The organism is Leucobacter sp. Psy1 (assembly GCF_020096995.1).
In the GTDB taxonomy this organism is placed as follows: domain Bacteria; phylum Actinomycetota; class Actinomycetes; order Actinomycetales; family Microbacteriaceae; genus Leucobacter.
Genome location: NZ_CP083692.1, coordinates 2,469,404 through 2,485,710 on the forward strand (window position 1 = coordinate 2,469,404; position 16,307 = coordinate 2,485,710).

Below are 16,307 nucleotides of genomic sequence, written 5' to 3' on the forward strand. Positions count from 1 at the left end.
GGTCAGAAGCGGTCTGCGTTGTCCAGCAGTCGGCGGATACGGTCAGGGATCGGGGGGTGGGTCGCGAACAGACGCTGAACCATGCCGGGTTTCAGCGGATCGGCGATCCAGAGGTGCGCCATGCTCGAGTTCTGCCGCTGCAGCGGCTTGCCGTACTCGGAGAGCTTGTGGAGCGCGCTCGCGAGCGCTTCGGGGTGGCGGGTCGTGAGCGCTCCGGTCGCATCGGCGAGGTACTCGCGCTGGCGCGATACGGCGAGCTGCACGAGCGTCGCGAGAATGGGTGCGACGATCATCGCGACCAGGCCGAAGATGAGCATGACGGGGTTGCCGTTGTTGTTCCGCCCGAAGAAGGCCATGCGCATCATCATGTCGGCGATCATGCCGACCGCCACCACGAGGCCGTAGACGATCATGTTGACGCGGATGTCGTAGTTGCGCACGTGCCCGAGCTCGTGCGCCATAACGCCCTCGAGCTCGGAGTCGGTCATGATCTCGAGCAGACCCGTCGTGGCCGCCACCATGGCGTGCTGAGGGTCCCGACCCGTCGCGAATGCGTTCGGAGCGGGATCGTTGACGATGTACACCTCGGGCATCGGGGATCCGGTGGTGATGGAGAGGTTCTCGACGATCCGGTACAGCCTCGGGTGATCCTCAGGTCCTATCCGGGTCGCGCCGCTCATCGAGATCGCCTGACGCCCGGCGGCGAAGTACTGGAAGAGCGCGTAGCCGAGCGAGATCGCCACGACCGCGATGACGATGCCTGGCGACTGGTAGATCACCGATGCCAGCCACCCGAGTCCACCCACGATGAGCAGGAAGAACAGGATGATCAGGACACTGTTGACCTTATTGCGCCGAATGGCCCGGTACAACGCTCCTCCTTGTGGCTGGGATCAGAACTGGATTCGGGGCGGCTCGGAGATCGAGGCGATGTCTTCCACCTCGAAGAAGTCGCGCTCCTTGAACCCCATGCCGCGCACGAAGATCGTGTTCGGGAACACCTGGATCTTCGTGTTGAACTCGCGCACGCCGCCGTTGTAGAAGCGGCGCGACGCCTGGATCTTGTTCTCGGTGTCGACGAGCTCCCCCTGCAGCTGCAGGAAGTTCTGGCTCGCCTGGAGCTGCGGGTACGCCTCCGCGACCGCGAAGATGCTCTTCAGCGCCTCCTGCATGTGGTTCTCGGCGACCGATGCTTCAGCGGGCCCCTGAGCGGACAGCGTCTCCGCGCGAGCCGACGTGACGGATTCGAAGACCCCCCGTTCGTGCGCCGCATACCCCTTCACGGTGTCAACGAGACTCGGGATCAGGTCCGCTCGACGTTTCAACTGCACCGTGATGTCGCTCCAGGCCTCGTCGACACGCACACGGAGCGTGACGAGCGAGTTATACGTCGCCCACACGTAGATGACGAGGATGACGACGATGCCGAGCGCAACGAGGAGGGCGATCATGGAACCAGTCATGCCTCGATCCTAACCTCGCGTGTGGCGAATTGGCTGTGCGATGCCTTTCTCCGAGCTGGGATTCCGGCGGAGTTCACGGCGTTCTTCGCGCCATCGGTATCGGAATGTGACCTTACCCGACGCGCGAGCGATCGAGTGCGGTGAATCCGCGGGAGTGAATCGTCGACCGGAGGCCCGACCACCCCGTCTGGCGCATGATTCCGGTACTCCCGCTTTGACAGGTGTGACGCCCCGTCCCTAACTTTGGGGAGAACGACCCCCCGATGAAGAGAGGCTCTTCCTGTGATCTCACGCACTCGCCGATCCACCACCGTGGCCGCGCTCGCCACCGTTACCCTCGCTGCAGGTCTCGTCGGCTGCGCCGGCGGAGACGGAGGAGGCAGCGAATCCGGTGAAGCGGATCCCAGCAACCTCGAGGACAGCTACACCGTCGCCACCGACAGCTCGTTCGTCCCGTTCGAGTTCGAGGAGGACGGCGAGCACGTCGGCTTCGACATGGACATCATCAACGCGATCGCCGATGAGGTCGGGTTCGACGTGAACCTTGAGGTCACCAACTTCGACGGCATCATTCCCGGTCTGCAGACGGGGTCCTTCGACATCGCGATCGCCGGAATCACCATCACCGATGAACGCAAGAACGCCGTCGACTTCCTCAACCCGTACTACAAGTCGGGCACCCGCATCGCGGTTCCCGAGTCGAACGACTCCGTTGAGAGCATCGAGGACCTCGCGGGCCTCACGGTCGCGTCGCGTCTCGGCTCCGCGCCGCTCGACTACCTGGCCGAGAATGTTCCGGACGCCGAAGCGCTGCCGTTCGAACAGCTCGACCAGATGTACCTCGCCGTCGAGGGTGGATCCGCGGATGCGCTCCTCTACGACGCCCCGAACGTCGAGTACTACATCGACACGACCGACACCGACCTCAAGGTCGTCGGCGACCTCTACGAGGCGCAGTTCTACGGTGTCGCCGTCTCGCAGGGTAACGAGGATCTCGTGACCGCGATGAACGACGCACTCGACACGCTCATCGAGAACGGCACCTACGCCGAGATCTACGAAGAGTGGTTCGGCGAGCAGCCCACGTGGCTCGACGAGATCGGATCCTCCTCAGACGAAGCGTCCGAGGAATAATCCACCACACTCCATGAGTCGGGGCGAGGGCGCGATGCGTCCTCGCCCCGACGCGAGAGGTCACCCCCATGCACGCACTCGCCAATTTCAACTGGGCCGGAGTCATCGATTTCCTGCCCGCACTGCTCACCGGCCTGTACTACACGCTGCTCGTCTCCGTCGTCGGCATCGGCATCGGCTTCGTCATCGGCGCCTTCGTCGGGCTCGGCAGAATCACCAAGTTCAAGCCCGTCTACTGGCTCTGCACCGCCTACGTCGAACTCATCCGCGGCACGCCCGTACTGGTCCAGGCGATCTGGATCTACTTCGCGCTCCCGCTCATCATCAACTACACCCTCCCCTCGATCGTCGCCGGCATCATCGTGATCGCTCTGAACTCGGGCGCCTACATCGCCGAGGTCGTGCGCGGAGCCGTGCAGTCCATCGACAAGGGGCAGATGGAGGCGGGGCGCTCCCTCGGCATGAGTCACCACAAGACCATGCTCCAGGTGATCTGGCCGCAGGCGTTCAGGCGCATGATCCCGCCGCTCGGCAACCAGTTCATCATCAGCATCAAGGACACTTCACTGCTGTCCGTCATTCTGGTGCCGGAACTGATCTTCCAGGGCCGCATGATTGCTGCGAGCAACTTCAACGCCGTGGAGATCTACACCACCGTTGCCGCGTTCTATCTCGTCATCACCCTGACACTGTCGAAGATCCTGAACGTCATGGAAAAGCGCCTGGAGCGGAGAGTCGCATGATCATCGAAGTGAAAGACCTGCACAAGTCCTTCGGAGACAACGAGGTGCTCGCGGGCATCGACTGCAGCATCGCCGAATCCGAAGTCGTCTGCGTGATCGGCCCGTCAGGATCGGGCAAGAGCACCTTCCTGAGGTGCCTCAACATGCTCGAGAAGATCACGAGCGGTGAGGTGATCATCGATGGCAACAACCTCACCGATAAGCGCATCAACATCGATGACGTGCGCACCGAGATCGGCATGGTGTTCCAGCAGTTCAACCTCTTCCCCCACAAATCGGTCATCGAGAACGTCATGCTCGCCCCCATGCAGGTGCGTCGCATCTCGAAGAGCGCAGCCAGGGAACGCGGTCGTGCACTGCTCGAGAAAGTCGGCCTCGCAGAGAAGGAGAACGCCTACCCCGCGCAGCTCTCCGGCGGCCAGCAGCAGCGCGTCGCGATCGCGCGCGCCCTCGCGATGGAGCCGAAGATCCTGCTCTTCGACGAGCCCACCAGCGCCCTCGACCCCGAACTCGTCGGCGACGTGCTCGCCGTCATGAAGTCGCTCGCGGAGGAGGGCATGACGATGGTCGTCGTCACCCACGAGATGGGCTTCGCCCGCGAGGTTGGCGACCGCGTCATCTTCATGGACGGCGGGGTCGTGGTGGAGTCGGGTGAGCCGGCAGCGATCTTCGACAGCCCGCAGCACGAGCGCACCCAGGCATTCCTGAACAAGGTGCTGTGAGACGCGTGACGGAGACTATCCCGCGCCGCCAGAATTCACTCTGACAAGCGTACGATGAGATCGGCCGCTCCAGCGGATGCGGTGATGAGTTCCGCGTTGCGCTGGTCACTTCCGAGTGAACGCTCCCAGGCCTCCTCGGAGGAGCGTCCGAAGCGCTCGTGACGAGCCACGAGCTGACGGATTCTCCGTTCCTCGGGTGGCGCAAGGAACCAGACTTCGTCGAGAGCGGCTCGAGCGCGGGACCACGGATTCTCCTCGAGCAGCAGATAGTTCCCCTCAGTCACCACGAGGGGGACGCGCTCCGCGACCGCGATGGCCGAACCCACGGACTCTTCGAGGCCGCGGTCGAACCGAGGCGCATAGATCAGAGGATCGGGACCGGACGCCGACTCTCCTGCGTTGCGCTGACCACGAATGCGCCAGAGAAGTGACGCATAGCCCGCGGCGTCGAAGGTATCGTGCGCCCCCTTGCGTTCCTGACGTCCGAGTTTCGCAAGCACCTCGCTCGCGAGGTGGAACCCGTCCATCGGGACCAGCACTGCGAGCTCGGGGCCCAACACAGCCACCAGCTGTTCCGCCAGCGTCGATTTTCCCGACCCCGGCGCGCCTGCAATTCCCAACAGATAACGCCGACCGGTGGAAGCGAGACGCCGAGCTCGCTCCGTCAGATCGTCGATTGACATTTCGCCCGCAGGGAGCATCTTTACCGGTTCCTTCACAACTTGAATATCGACAGCCGTCTGATGGTCACTGAGTCAATGAGACGCGGGAGATCGCATTGAGCCAACTCCGCGGACCGACCATCGCGCATCGAATCGAAGCGATCTCACTCGCGAATACAAGCCGCTGCTTGATACTGGCGCTTCGCGCTAGCGCGAACGCATACGCCCCATGAAAGACATCGCCCGCGCCCAGTGTATCGACCGCCTCGACATCGGGAACGGCGACGATTCCGCTCGATCCGCCGCTCCACCAGGTTATGGGTTCACTTCCGGAGGTGACCGCCGTGACTGGAACTCCGGCAGCCACAAGCTCGCGCCCAGTTTCCTCCGCCGTGGTCGTGCCTGGCATGCGAAAGTCAGCCGATGCCACCACATCGCTGACCTGCGGGATGAGGTCCGACATTACGGGCTTCCATCGTCCCGCATCGAGCACAGTCGGTGACGCCCGACGCCGAGCCTCACCCGCGACTGCCCGAGCGGCTTCCGGGTGGTGCCCGTCCAAGAGCACAACGTCGGCGTTACGAACTTCAGAAGACACCAGTTCCTCCGAAGGTGTGGGAACTGACCACCGTGCCGCGTCGCCCCCGACCACAGAACGTTCGCCGGTTGATTCAAGCACTGAAACAGAGGACACCGGAGCGAGGTCCGCCATATTCGGAGCAACATCTTCGACGCGCACTCCGACGCTACGCAGCTCCGCTCGAATCATCTCTGCGACGGGACCGGATCCGAGCGCAGTGAGCAGCGTGGCGCGACCTCCGAGCGCCGCGAACGTGACCGCAGCATTTGCCGCAGGCCCGCCCGCGGCCACGAACTGTTGGGTCGCGGTGACCTTCTCGTTCGGGCCGGGGGTTTCGTCGATGCGATGAATAACGTCGAGGGTCGCGAGACCTACGAACAGCCCAGAGACCGACACGGGCGTCGCTCCCTTACTCACCGCCGGCGGCCTCAAGTTCGGTCGGGCGCTCGGCCCCGGTCATAAGAGCGACGACCTCCGACATTCCTCGTTCCGAGGGGTCAACGACCGCAGCGCGCTTACCCAACCGATGGACATGAATGCGATCGGCGACCTCGAACACTCGGGGCATGTCATGGCTAATGAGCACGACCGGGACGCCGCGATCACGGATCGTGCGAATTAACTCCATTACCTGACCGGACTCGCGCACACCCAGTGCCGCCGTTGGTTCGTCCATGATGATGACGCCCTTACCGAAGGCAGCTGCGCGAGACACCGCTACGCCCTGACGCTGGCCCCCGGAGAGCGTTTCCACAGGCTGCGTCACCGATGTGATGCCGATCTTCAGCTCCTTCAAGTGCTGAGCGGCCTCCTCGCGCATCGCAGGCATATCGAGTCTCCGGAAGAGGCTTCCCATGATCCCTTTTCGACGGATCTCGCGTCCGAGAAACAAATTGGATGCGATATCGAGTGCCGGGATCACTGCAAGATCCTGATAGACAGTCTCGATGCCATATGATCGGGCGTCTCCGGTGTTCTTGAACTGCATCACTTCGCCATTGCGTCGAATCTCGCCTTCGTCGGGAACGATGGCACCGGCGAGCGCTTTGATCAGACTGGACTTGCCAGCGCCATTGTCTCCGATCACTGCGAGGACCTCGCCCTGCCTGAGGTCGAAATCCGCGCCGTTGATGGCTGTGACGCTGCCGTAGCGTTTGACGAGTCCCCTGGCCTGCAACGCGATCTCATGAATCGATCCTGCGTGGGAAGCTGGTCCTGTCGAGTGAAGAGTTTCACTCATGATGTCTTCTCCTCAATCTCCACACCGCTACCGGGTGGACTTCTGCCGCATGAACTGATCGACCGCGACGGCGACGACCACGAGGATGCCAGTGGCGATGTTCTGATAGAGATTATCGACGCCTGCCAATGTGAGTCCGTTGCGCAGGACACCGACGATCAGCGTGCCAATGAGCGTTCCGAGCACTCCACCACGGCCACCGAAGAGGCTCGTACCGCCAATCACCACTGCCGTGATTGTTTCGAGGTTGGCGTTCTGAAATGCGTTGGGGTCGGCGTTCGGGATCCGACCCAGAGCGGCCCATGCAGCGATCATCGCTATCACACCTGCGAGCAGGTAGACGGTGAAGATGGTGCGTTGGCTTCTCACCCCTGAGAGCCGTGCCGCGACAGGGTTCCCACCGACCGCGTAGACGTGTTTACCCCACGCCGTCTGCGTGAGCGCATACCCCACCACGATATAGACAAGCAGCATGGCTATGACGCCGTAGGTGGTCGTGAATCCTCCGATACGGAATGAAGTGCCGAGGAATACGACCACCGGGTCGGAGACCGGAAAGGTCTGAGAGCCCGCAAGTAACCGGGTAGCCGCGACGATCGCGGTAAACGCACCGAGCGTCACGATGAACGGAGGCAACCGGAGCACGGTCACCAGGCCCCCGTTGATCGCACCGAAGGCGACGCATACGACGAGGGTGAGCAACAGACCGACAACCGGCCCCATGGCCCCGGATGCCTGAGCGAGGACGATGGTGCCGAACACCGCGATGGAACCGATCGAGAGATCAATTCCCGCTGTGAGGATGATCAGCGTCTGAGCCACCGCGAGCGTGCCGATGACCACTGACTGTTGCAGGATGAGTGAGAAGTTGGCGAGAGTCAAGAAGCTCGGAGAGAGCACACTGAATATGATGATCGCCACTACGAGCGCGATGAGCGAGCCGAACAGCGGCGCGCGCACGATCCGGGCGGCACTCCAGCGTCCGCGTTGCTCTGCCTGCGCCGGCATCGCCATGGTCGGAGTGGATGTATTCACGGTGCGCCTCCCGCTGTCGCCTGGCTAACCTCGCGCCAAGTCGTCACCCCCAGCAATTCTCTGCGCCCCAGGTGGTGTCTTCTGACTCGAGGCCGTCGACAGGTTCATCGGTGATCAGCACTGACCCGGTGTCGTTGAATCCGGCCTCGGGCTTGGTGCCATCAGCGGCGTACGCGACGATAGCCTCAACACCCTGCTCGGCCATCTTCGTGGGAAACTGCATCACCGTCGCACCGATGACACCGTTTTTCACGTTCTCGACTCCAGTGCACGAGCCGTCGATCGACCCCATGTGAAGTTGGTCTTCCTTGCCCGCCGCTTTGATAGCTGCGTAACCGCCTGCTGCCGCGGGTTCGTTGATCGTGTAGACGGCATTGACATCAGGGACACGCTGGAGCAAGTTTTCCATGGCAGTCTGGGCCTTGGTCTGATCGCCGTTGGTGTTCTCCATGCCCCGTACCTCGGGAGAATCTTCTTCAAGACCCATCCCCTCAAGGAAGCCGTCATGTCGGAAGGTGTCCACCGTACCGCCAGGCGTGCCATCGAGCATGACAAGCTGGGGATCCTCATCGCCGAGGCTTTCCTTCACCCACGAACCCTGAGCGACACCCGCTGCGTGGTTATCGGTCGCGAACGTGGCGTCAACAGCATCTTCCGGATCGGTGGCTGTGTCGAGCGCGACGACGAGTACACCTTGATCACGCGCCTGCTTGATTGCGGCGAGGATACCGGAGGAAGAATTCGGGGTGATCATGATCCCCTGGACGCCTTGGCTCACCAGGTTCTCGATCGCAGCGACCTGGCCTTCGTTGTCGCCGTCGAACTCACCGGCGAGAGCGATGAGTTCCGCGCCCTGTGCTTCCGCGGTCTCCTGCGCAGATTCGCGCATCTTGACGAAGAACGGGTTCGAGTCGGTCTTGGTGATCAGTCCGATTTTGACGTCTTCGCCGGCTTCACTATCTCCGGCCCCGTCGCCTCCACCGCTACATGCTGTAGTGCCGAGCAAGCTTGCGACCGCGAACACCGCGGCCCCGCGAACCAGCCAGCGCTGCGAGAGATGCTTCTTCATATTGAGAACTCCTTCGGTCTCCGAACACCACAGATCCGTGTGTTCGCGATCACCATAGCCGAGACGAAAGCGCTTGCGCAAGCGCTTTCGTCAGTAGCGTTCCGCTGCTATCGTGATGTGTGCCGGAGTACTTCGGCTTCGGTGTCAGGATGCGAGGGGGCAACATGGCGACCATGGCTGACGTGGCACGTGTCTCCGCCGTCTCCCCGAGCACCGTTTCACACGTGCTCAATCGCACGAGACATGTCGACCCGGCAACCAGACGACGAGTCGAACAAGCGGTCGCCGACCTGGGGTACCGCCGCAATACAGCGGCCCGAACTCTCGCAGGCGGCAGTTCGAACACGCTCGGTCTCTCGATCTCAGGCCTCACCAATCCATACTTCGGTCCTCTGTTGCAGGCGATCGAACGCCGGGTCTCTGGGGCGGGTTATGTTCTCGTTTTGGGGGACAGCCATGATGAAACAGGGATGGAGCGTCGCGTCATCGAGTCGCTCCTCGAGCGTCGAGTCGATGGACTGATCGCTGCTCCCTCCGCGAGCTTCCAGGAGGCGGCCGGCGACCTCTTCGCCTCATCGGAGGTCCCGCTCGTACTCATCGACCGCAGTCTCGACATGAACTGCGACCAGGTCACTCCCGAGAATATCCGTTCAGCCGAAATGCTCACCGAACACCTCATCGAGCACGGGCACCGACGAATAGCGGCGATCACCGGCAGCGTCGGTCTCAACTCCTCCACGGAGCGCGAGAGCGGCTACCGCGCCGCTCTCGCCCGGCACGGCATCCCAGTGGACGAGACGCTCGTAGTGAGCGGAGACTCTCGGGTCGACACAGCAGAGGTGGCAGTCGAGAAGCTCCTACAATTCGACTCTCGCCCGACGGCCATTGTCACTCTGAACAATGCCATGACCATCGGCACTCTCCGTGCGATACAAAGCGCGCGCTTGACTATTCCCGGAGACATAGCGCTCGCCTGCTACGACGACTTTGAATGGAGCGATCTCTTTCATCCCGGATTGACCGCTATCGCGCAGAACGTGGCAAAGATGGGCGCAAATGCTGTCGACACACTCCTCGATCGAATCTCGGGATCCGATCGTTCCTTCGAGCACCAAGTCATCGACACCGAGTTCCATCGCAGGACGTCATGCGGCTGCTCCCCCGAGGGCTAACCCAATCCGGGCTCTACTCGACCCCACACTGAGAGGACTCCCATGCCAATCGCAACTCCTGCAAGGTACCGCGAGATGATTGATCAGGCGAAGGACCGCGGCTTCGCTCTTCCCGCCATCAACGTCACCAGTTCGCAGACGCTGAACGCGGCGCTCCAGGGGTTCGCCGAGGCCGAAAGCGATGGAATCATACAGGTTTCGCTGGGGACCGCCCTCTATCTCTCTGGCTCGCGTGTGCAGGATCGCGCCAAGGGATCGAAAGCTCTAGCACTCTATGCTCACGAGGTTGCACAGGACTACGGTGTGACAATCGCCCTGCACACTGACCACTGCCCCGCTGCACACGTCGACGACTGGATCCGCCCTCTCCTGCAAGACTCGCTCGAACGTCGGCGGCAGGGACTGGACCCACTTTTCCAGTCTCACATGTGGGACGGCTCCGCGATACCGCTCGCTGAGAACCTCAGAATCGCCGAAGAGCTACTCGAACTGAGTGAGCGAGCCCACACGATTCTCGAGATTGAGGTCGGTGTCGTCGGCGGAGAGGAGGACGGGATCGCTCACGAGATTAACGACGAGTTGTACTCAACCGTCGATGATGCTCGAGCCACGGTCCGAGCACTCGGCATCGGCGAACGAGGCAGATACCTCACAGCCCTCACTTTCGGCAATGTTCACGGAGTCTACAACCCAGCCTCAGTCCACCTCCGTCCGGGGATCCTCGGAGACATACAGAAGAAGATCGGCGCAGAAGTCGGTCGCGACCGTCCGTTCGACCTGGTGTTCCACGGCGGATCTGGCTCAAGCCCGGAGGAGATTTCAGCCGCGGTGAGACACGGCGTCGTGAAAATGAACATCGACACTGACACCCAGTACGCGTTCACGAGTTCGATCGCTAGACACATGCTGTCGAATTGGAACCGCGTTCTCAAGGTCGATGGCGGTTACGGAGACAAGAAAGCATACGATCCCCGCTCCTGGGGCAAACCAGCCGAGGACGCCATGGCCGCACGAGTGGTCGAAGCGGCAGAACAACTGGGATCTGCGGGTAACGCCCTCCGGTAGAAGGACAGGCGCTTCAGCGGTGCCCCACCCAGCTCCGCTCCCTGAGTAGCCGCAGATGCGGCCGGGCGCATCGCACGCATCAGGCCCTGCCTGCCGCCCGAAGCGGTGCCCCCACTGGGATTCGAACCCAGACTGCGCTGATTTTAAGTCAGCTGCCTCTGCCGGTTGGGCTATAGGGGCGTCCCTGCAATCCTAACGGCGCGAACGTGTCGCCATGCGCCGCCCGATGGTTGCAGCGAGTGGACAAAATAGTGGACCCCGTGCTGGGCAGAACACGGGGTCCACGTCTGGGTGCGGGCGGTATCGGCCGCCCGCAGGTCTGTGCGGGGCGCGGGTCAGGCGCCGAGTCGCTCGCGCAGCGAGGTGAGCTGTGCGCGGAGCTGAGCGGGAACGCGGTCACCGAACTGAGCGAAGAACTCCTCCGTCAGATCCGCCTCCGCGAGCCAGGAGTCGGCGTCGATCGCGAAGAGCTCGGCCATGTCCTCGGCCGGAATCGCGATGCCGTCGAGGTTGAGCTCACCCTCAGCAGGCACGGTGCCGACCGCGGTCTCACGACCCTCGTGCTCGCCGGAGACCCGACGCACGATCCAGTCGATGACGCGGGAGTTCTCACCAAATCCCGGCCACAGGAAGCGGCCATCGTCGCCCTTGCGGAACCAGTTCACCTGGAAGATCTCGGGTGCGTTCTCGCCGAGGCGCTCCCCCATCTCGAGCCAGTGGCCCCAGTAGTCGGCCATGTTGTAGCCGCAGAACGGAAGCATCGCGAAGGGATCGCGGCGGAGCTCGCCGACGGTGCCCTCCTGGGCGGCCGTCTTCTCCGAGGAGACGGTGGCTCCGATGAACACACCGTGCTCCCAGGAGAGCGACTGGGCGACGAGCGGCACGTTGGTCGCGCGGCGGCCGCCGAAGAGGATCGCATCGAGCGGCACGCCGTCCTGCTCGTACCAGTCCTGCGCGAGCATCGGGGTCTGCTGGATCGGCACCGTGAAGCGCGAGTTCGGGTGCGCGGCAGGCGTCCCCGCTGCGGGCGTCCAATCGTTGCCCCGCCAGTCGATGAGGTGATCGGGGACCTCGTCGGTCTTGCCCTCCCACCACACGTCACCGTCGTCGGTGAGCGCCACGTTGGTGAAGATCGTATTGCCCCAGAGCGTGTCCATGGCCGTCGGGTTCGTCGACTCACCGGTACCGGGGGCGACGCCGAAGAAACCGGCCTCGGGGTTGATGGCGTAGAGACGGCCGTCGGGGCCAGGGCGCAACCAGGCGATGTCGTCGCCGATGGTCTCGACCTTCCAGCCGGGGATCGTCGGCTGGAGCATGGCGAGGTTGGTCTTGCCGCAGGCCGAGGGGAAGGCGGCGGCGAGGTGGTACGCCTGGCCGGTATCCGTGTTGCTCAGCTTGAGGAGCAGCATATGCTCGGCGAGCCAGCCCTCGTTGCGGCCCATGACGCTCGCGATGCGAAGTGCGAAGCACTTCTTCGACAGCAGCGCGTTGCCACCGTAGCCCGAACCGTACGACCAGACCTCGAGCGTCTCGGGGAAGTGAGTGATGTACTTCACATCGTTGCACGGCCACGCCGAGTCCGCTTCGCCTGCGGCGAGCGGGGCGCCGACCGAGTGCACCGTGCGCACCCACTCGCTGCCGGGAACGATGCCGTCGAGAGCGGGCTGACCCATGCGGGTCATGATGCGCATGTTGAGCACGGCGTAGGGGGAATCGGTGATCTCAATGCCGAGCTGCGAGATCGCGCCGCCGACCGGTCCCATCGAGAAGGGCACGACGTACATGGTGCGGCCGCGCATGGAGCCCCGGAACAGCGGCTCGAGTTCCGCCTTCATCTCGGCGGGAGCCTTCCAGTTGTTCGTCGGACCGGCGTCCTCCTCCCGCTCGGAGCAGATGAAGGTGCGGTCCTCGACGCGGGCGACATCACTCGGGTGCGAGCGGGCCAGGAAGCTTCCGGGGCGGAGATTCATGTCGAGCGGGATCAGGGATCCGGCTGCGACCATCTCGCCGGTGAGGCGCGTCCACTCCTCCTGCGAACCGTCGCACCACACCACCGAGTCGGGCTCGGTGAGTTCGGCGATCTCCGTCACCCACTGCAGCACCTCGGGGTTGTCGGTCTTCGCATCCTCGGCGACGAGGTCCGCGATCGAGGGGGACTCAATCAGTGCGGCTGAACTCATAGGGTGGTCTCCTTCAGGTGGAAAGTTGCCTCTCTTCTATTGTGCGGAGCCGCCAGAGCGTGGGATCACGAAAGTGGATGTCAATTTTCGGACTTTTTCACGTATAGTCAAGATCATGGCACCCGAGTTGATGTCCACGCTCTCCGCGGCCGACCTGCGCCGACTCGTTCTCGGCAAACGTCTCCGGCATTTTCGCTCGCGATCCGGCCTCACGCTTGAGGAGTTGAGCTCTCGCACCGGCGTCGGCACGAGCCAGATCTCCCTCTTCGAGAACGGGAAGCGCGAGCCCCGCGTGTCACATTTGCAGAGTTTTGCCACTGAATTCGGGGTCGAGGTCTCCGACCTGCTGGCAGAGGAGGCTCCCGACCGGCGCAGCGAGCTCGAACTCGACCTCGAGCGCGCCCAGTCGTCTCCCGCATACACGGGTCTGGCCCTTCCCCACATCCGCTCGCCGAAATCGTTGAGCGATGAAGCGCTCGAAGCGCTCGTCGGGCTCCACCGAGAACTCGCTCGGCGCTCTCGCGCGGCCGCCGCCACCCCGGAGGAGGCACGACGCGCGAACACGGCGATCCGCATGCAGATGCTCGAGCGGAACAACTACATCGGCGAGATCGAGCGGATCGCCTCCGACCTCATGCGTCGCGTGGGGCACACGACCGGCGCCGTGACCCACCGCGAAGTCGCACTGATGGCAGAGATGATGGGCTTCACGCTCATCTTCGCCGACGACCTCCCCTCGAACACGCGCAGCATCACCGATCTCGAGAACGGGCGCATCTACCTGCCGCCGGCCTCGATTCCGGGCGGCCACGGGCTCCGTTCCCTGGCGCTGCAGGCGATGGCGCACCGCGTGCTCTCCCACGAGCGTCCGGCGAGCTACGCCGAGTTCCTCGAGCAGCGGTTGCAGATCAACTACTTCGCGGCAGCGTGCCTGATCCCCGAAGCGCGCGCCGTCGAGTTCCTGCAGCAGGCGAAGCGGAACCGCAATATCGCGATCGAGGATCTGCGCGACGCCTTCGGCGTCACGCACGAGACCGCGGCGCACCGCTTCACGAACCTAGCCACGGAGCATCTCGACCTCCACGCCCACTTCTACCGCACTGATTCCACAGGGGCACTGCATCGCGGCTACCAGAACGACGGCATGCCGTTCCCCGCAGACCATTCCGGGTCCATCGAGGGGCAGCCGCTCTGCCATAAGTGGGCGGGTCGCACTGCCTTCAATAGGCAGAACCGCACCACCGAGTACTACCAGTACACCGACACCCCGTCTGGCACCTACTGGTCGAGCGTCCAGACCGGCGAGTCGGAGGACGGAGCCTTCTCCGTCGCATTCGGTGTGCGGTTCGATGACGCCCGCTGGTTCCGGGGCCGTGACACTCCGGTGCGCACCACGTCCACGTGCCCTGATCCGCGTTGCTGCCGCACGCCTGGAGAGCAACTGCTCTCCAGGTGGGAGGGGAAGGCGTGGCCGAGCGCCCGCATGCACGCCCACGTGCTCGCGCCGCTGCCGACCGGCTCGTTCCCCGGTGTCGACGACGGTGAGATGTACCGCTTCCTCTCGAAGCACGCTCCGCACGACGAGCGTCAGGAGGACTGATCAGCCCCGCTCCCCACTGTCGACGATGACCACCGCGGATGGGGAACCCACGTGCCGACTCGGTTCCGATAGGCGCGGAAGCGCTCACCGAAGCGAGCCTCGAGATCTGCTTCCTCGAACGGGCGCACGAGTGCGTGCCAGTAGGCGATACCGCATACGGCGTAGAGCAGGGTGAGCCACGAGCTCGCGAGCAGGCCCACGCCGATCGCCTGCACGATGCCCGCGACCGCCATGGCATTGCGCACGAATCGATACGGCCCCGGCGCCGCTCCGGAGCTCCCTACTACACCCTCAATTTCGAAGAGCCCACATAGTCTGATGCGCGACAGGAAATGAGGACCTCCGGGAGTGAGAGTGCGTAGTAATAGCAGCTCCACTCTGCCCGGAGGTTCTCGTCGATGTCACGTGGTCCAGATCGAGTAACGCCCCTGGACGCTACATCTAGTTCACGGTCAATACCAGCGATAGAGCTTCACGATGCGCGCGGGCGTCGCGAATCGAGCTTGCTTGCCAGCGTTGACGGTATAGACAGTTCCGGTATCACGGGTGAACTTCGTCTGCTTTGACCCGGCTGCTGCGGTGCGAATGCTTCTCAAATCGACCTTCAACGTCCCGGTACCGTCGTACCCGAAATGGACATTCTTCGTACTTATCAGACAAATACTCGTCGTGGTGCATCCGGGTGCGATCCAAGAAATGAGTGGGGAGACTGCCGGTTCTTCTTCGATAGGAACTGCGGCGCTGATCGTTCCATCGTCCTCCGCAAGTCCCACCGCTGGAGCGTCTCCCTCCCAGATCTCATCGATCTCATCACGAGTCTGCGATTGGGACAGCTCTTGCAGCATGTCAAGCGTCACATCATCAGCATGTTCCACAGCGTCCAACCCTGGCGACTCACCTATCTTGACGAGGGAATCGTCCTGTGCAGACGCTTGTGTTGCTGACAGAAAAGCGAGGCTGATGGCAAGAATGCTCACGGCCATAGTCTTCAGTTTCATCGTGTCTCCATTGCTCTTGACCTGTGCCGGTCGACTCCCACAAGAAGGTATTCTCCTTCCGCTTCCCCCCCTAAAAAGAACCGTAAGCGCGGAACAGCCCCTTGTAAATTGGACAAAAGTCTTAATTTATGTACCTAACACCGCAGACGTGGCACATTGCCCAGCGTTTTGGCTTCCGTTCGAGCGTCCCCGACTCGTAGCGTGGATCTCACGCCGCAGTGCCGCTTCGCAGAGGGGAGAGCCCCGTAATGCCAACTGAACCGATTGCGGTCTCTGGCCCCGAGGAACTCCTCAGCAACTTCTCGCTCGAGATGACCGGGAAGGACACACAGCACTCATCGAGGAGGCGGACTTCATGCCGCCGGGCACGCGTGTGAACGTGACGTTTCTTGCTAACGAGGATCTCGACACGCGCGTCGCAGCGGCGCGTACAGTGCGAGAGCTCGGGTTCGTGCCAGCATCGCGACGAGAACGGTCCAGGTGACGGCGACGTGTCGCGGCCAGCGGAGGCCCGACGCAGCGAGCGCCGAGGCGAGGACGAAGAGCGGGATGTCGGATGCCGCGACCCAGCGCGGGTGGCTCATATGCCACCTCCGAATCGCTCGTACTCCCCGTAACGCACGAGATCCCCCGCAGCGGGGCTG

Annotated in this window: 17 protein-coding genes and 1 tRNA gene; 6 read left to right on the forward strand and 12 right to left on the reverse strand. The window is 63.0% G+C overall.

Going from position 1 to position 16,307, the window contains the following annotated elements:
• Window positions 1–2: 2 nt before the first annotated feature.
• Window positions 3–872 carry a M48 family metalloprotease gene (locus K8P10_RS11715; protein WP_224779091.1) on the reverse strand — a complete coding sequence of 290 codons (870 nt, stop codon included), beginning with the start codon at window positions 870–872 and terminating at the stop codon, window positions 3–5.
• 21 nt (window positions 873–893) lie between these two features.
• On the reverse strand, window positions 894–1,451 hold the full coding sequence (locus K8P10_RS11720) for a LemA family protein (protein WP_370632012.1): 558 nt from the start codon (window positions 1,449–1,451) through the stop codon (window positions 894–896).
• 294 nt (window positions 1,452–1,745) lie between these two features.
• On the opposite strand from K8P10_RS11720, the gene K8P10_RS11725 reads away from it, so the two are divergent.
• The 3 genes from K8P10_RS11725 (at window position 1,746) to K8P10_RS11735 (ending at window position 4,062) form a co-directional block, all read left to right on the forward strand.
• Window positions 1,746–2,597, forward strand: a complete 852-nt coding sequence (locus K8P10_RS11725; RefSeq protein WP_224779093.1) for a transporter substrate-binding domain-containing protein — start codon at window positions 1,746–1,748, stop codon at window positions 2,595–2,597.
• Window positions 2,598–2,665: 68 nt separating this feature from the next.
• Window positions 2,666–3,340 carry an amino acid ABC transporter permease gene (locus K8P10_RS11730; protein WP_224779094.1) on the forward strand — a complete coding sequence of 225 codons (675 nt, stop codon included), beginning with the start codon at window positions 2,666–2,668 and terminating at the stop codon, window positions 3,338–3,340.
• Window positions 3,337–4,062, forward strand: coding sequence for an amino acid ABC transporter ATP-binding protein (locus K8P10_RS11735; protein WP_305069229.1), 726 nt, complete (start codon window positions 3,337–3,339; stop codon window positions 4,060–4,062). Before K8P10_RS11730 ends, K8P10_RS11735 begins: the two co-directional genes overlap by 4 nt.
• Before the next feature lie 35 nt (window positions 4,063–4,097).
• On the opposite strand, the gene K8P10_RS11740 is transcribed toward K8P10_RS11735, so the two are convergent.
• The 5 genes from K8P10_RS11740 to K8P10_RS11760 are packed head-to-tail and all read right to left on the reverse strand — an operon-like array spanning window position 4,098 to window position 8,648.
• The gene (locus K8P10_RS11740) at window positions 4,098–4,763 is read right to left on the reverse strand and encodes a nucleoside/nucleotide kinase family protein (RefSeq protein WP_224781278.1); all 666 of its coding nucleotides are present in this window, start codon (window positions 4,761–4,763) and stop codon (window positions 4,098–4,100) included.
• Window positions 4,764–4,809: 46 nt separating this feature from the next.
• Complete coding sequence (locus K8P10_RS11745; RefSeq protein ID WP_370632013.1) at window positions 4,810–5,721, reverse strand: PfkB family carbohydrate kinase; 912 nt, start codon at window positions 5,719–5,721, stop codon at window positions 4,810–4,812.
• On the reverse strand, window positions 5,714–6,544 hold the full coding sequence (locus K8P10_RS11750) for an ATP-binding cassette domain-containing protein (protein ID WP_224779095.1): 831 nt from the start codon (window positions 6,542–6,544) through the stop codon (window positions 5,714–5,716). The genes K8P10_RS11745 and K8P10_RS11750 overlap by 8 nt, the downstream gene beginning before the upstream one ends.
• A 27-nt stretch (window positions 6,545–6,571) precedes the next feature.
• Window positions 6,572–7,579: an ABC transporter permease gene (locus K8P10_RS11755; protein ID WP_224779096.1), complete on the reverse strand. Its 1,008-nt coding sequence runs from the start codon at window positions 7,577–7,579 to the stop codon at window positions 6,572–6,574.
• 43 nt (window positions 7,580–7,622) lie between these two features.
• Entirely contained in the window at window positions 7,623–8,648 is a 1,026-nt protein-coding gene (locus tag K8P10_RS11760) for a substrate-binding domain-containing protein (RefSeq protein ID WP_224779097.1), read from the reverse strand.
• A gap of 164 nt (window positions 8,649–8,812) precedes the next feature.
• Here K8P10_RS11760 and K8P10_RS11765 point away from each other — a divergent pair, with 164 nt between their 5' ends.
• Together K8P10_RS11765 and fbaA are read left to right on the forward strand one after the other, a co-directional pair.
• On the forward strand, window positions 8,813–9,820 hold the full coding sequence (locus K8P10_RS11765; protein ID WP_224779098.1) for a LacI family DNA-binding transcriptional regulator: 1,008 nt from the start codon (window positions 8,813–8,815) through the stop codon (window positions 9,818–9,820).
• Between the two features lie 42 nt (window positions 9,821–9,862).
• The gene (gene fbaA, locus K8P10_RS11770) at window positions 9,863–10,885 is read left to right on the forward strand and encodes a class II fructose-bisphosphate aldolase (protein WP_224779099.1); all 1,023 of its coding nucleotides are present in this window, start codon (window positions 9,863–9,865) and stop codon (window positions 10,883–10,885) included.
• 106 nt (window positions 10,886–10,991) lie between these two features.
• Here fbaA and K8P10_RS11775 read toward each other — a convergent pair.
• Together K8P10_RS11775 and K8P10_RS11780 are read right to left on the reverse strand one after the other, a co-directional pair.
• Window positions 10,992–11,065 (reverse strand) — tRNA-Leu (locus K8P10_RS11775).
• A 155-nt stretch (window positions 11,066–11,220) separates the two neighbouring features.
• Entirely contained in the window at window positions 11,221–13,065 is a 1,845-nt protein-coding gene (locus K8P10_RS11780) for a phosphoenolpyruvate carboxykinase (GTP) (protein WP_224779100.1), read from the reverse strand.
• 115 nt (window positions 13,066–13,180) lie between these two features.
• Here K8P10_RS11780 and K8P10_RS11785 point away from each other — a divergent pair, with 115 nt between their 5' ends.
• Window positions 13,181–14,665 carry a helix-turn-helix transcriptional regulator gene (locus K8P10_RS11785; protein WP_224779101.1) on the forward strand — a complete coding sequence of 495 codons (1,485 nt, stop codon included), beginning with the start codon at window positions 13,181–13,183 and terminating at the stop codon, window positions 14,663–14,665.
• On the opposite strand, the gene K8P10_RS11790 is transcribed toward K8P10_RS11785, so the two are convergent.
• From K8P10_RS11790 to K8P10_RS11800, 3 genes are all read right to left on the reverse strand, one after another.
• Window positions 14,653–15,042, reverse strand: a complete 390-nt coding sequence (locus tag K8P10_RS11790) for an isoprenylcysteine carboxylmethyltransferase family protein (RefSeq protein ID WP_370631865.1) — start codon at window positions 15,040–15,042, stop codon at window positions 14,653–14,655. The two genes, K8P10_RS11785 and K8P10_RS11790, sit on opposite strands and share 13 nt — an antisense overlap.
• Before the next feature lie 75 nt (window positions 15,043–15,117).
• Entirely contained in the window at window positions 15,118–15,663 is a 546-nt protein-coding gene (locus K8P10_RS11795; protein WP_224779102.1) for a hypothetical protein, read from the reverse strand.
• A 392-nt stretch (window positions 15,664–16,055) separates the two neighbouring features.
• Window positions 16,056–16,247 (reverse strand): hypothetical protein, encoded by a 192-nt coding sequence (locus K8P10_RS11800; protein WP_224779103.1) that lies wholly within the window; start codon window positions 16,245–16,247, stop codon window positions 16,056–16,058.
• Window positions 16,248–16,307 lie beyond the last annotated feature (60 nt).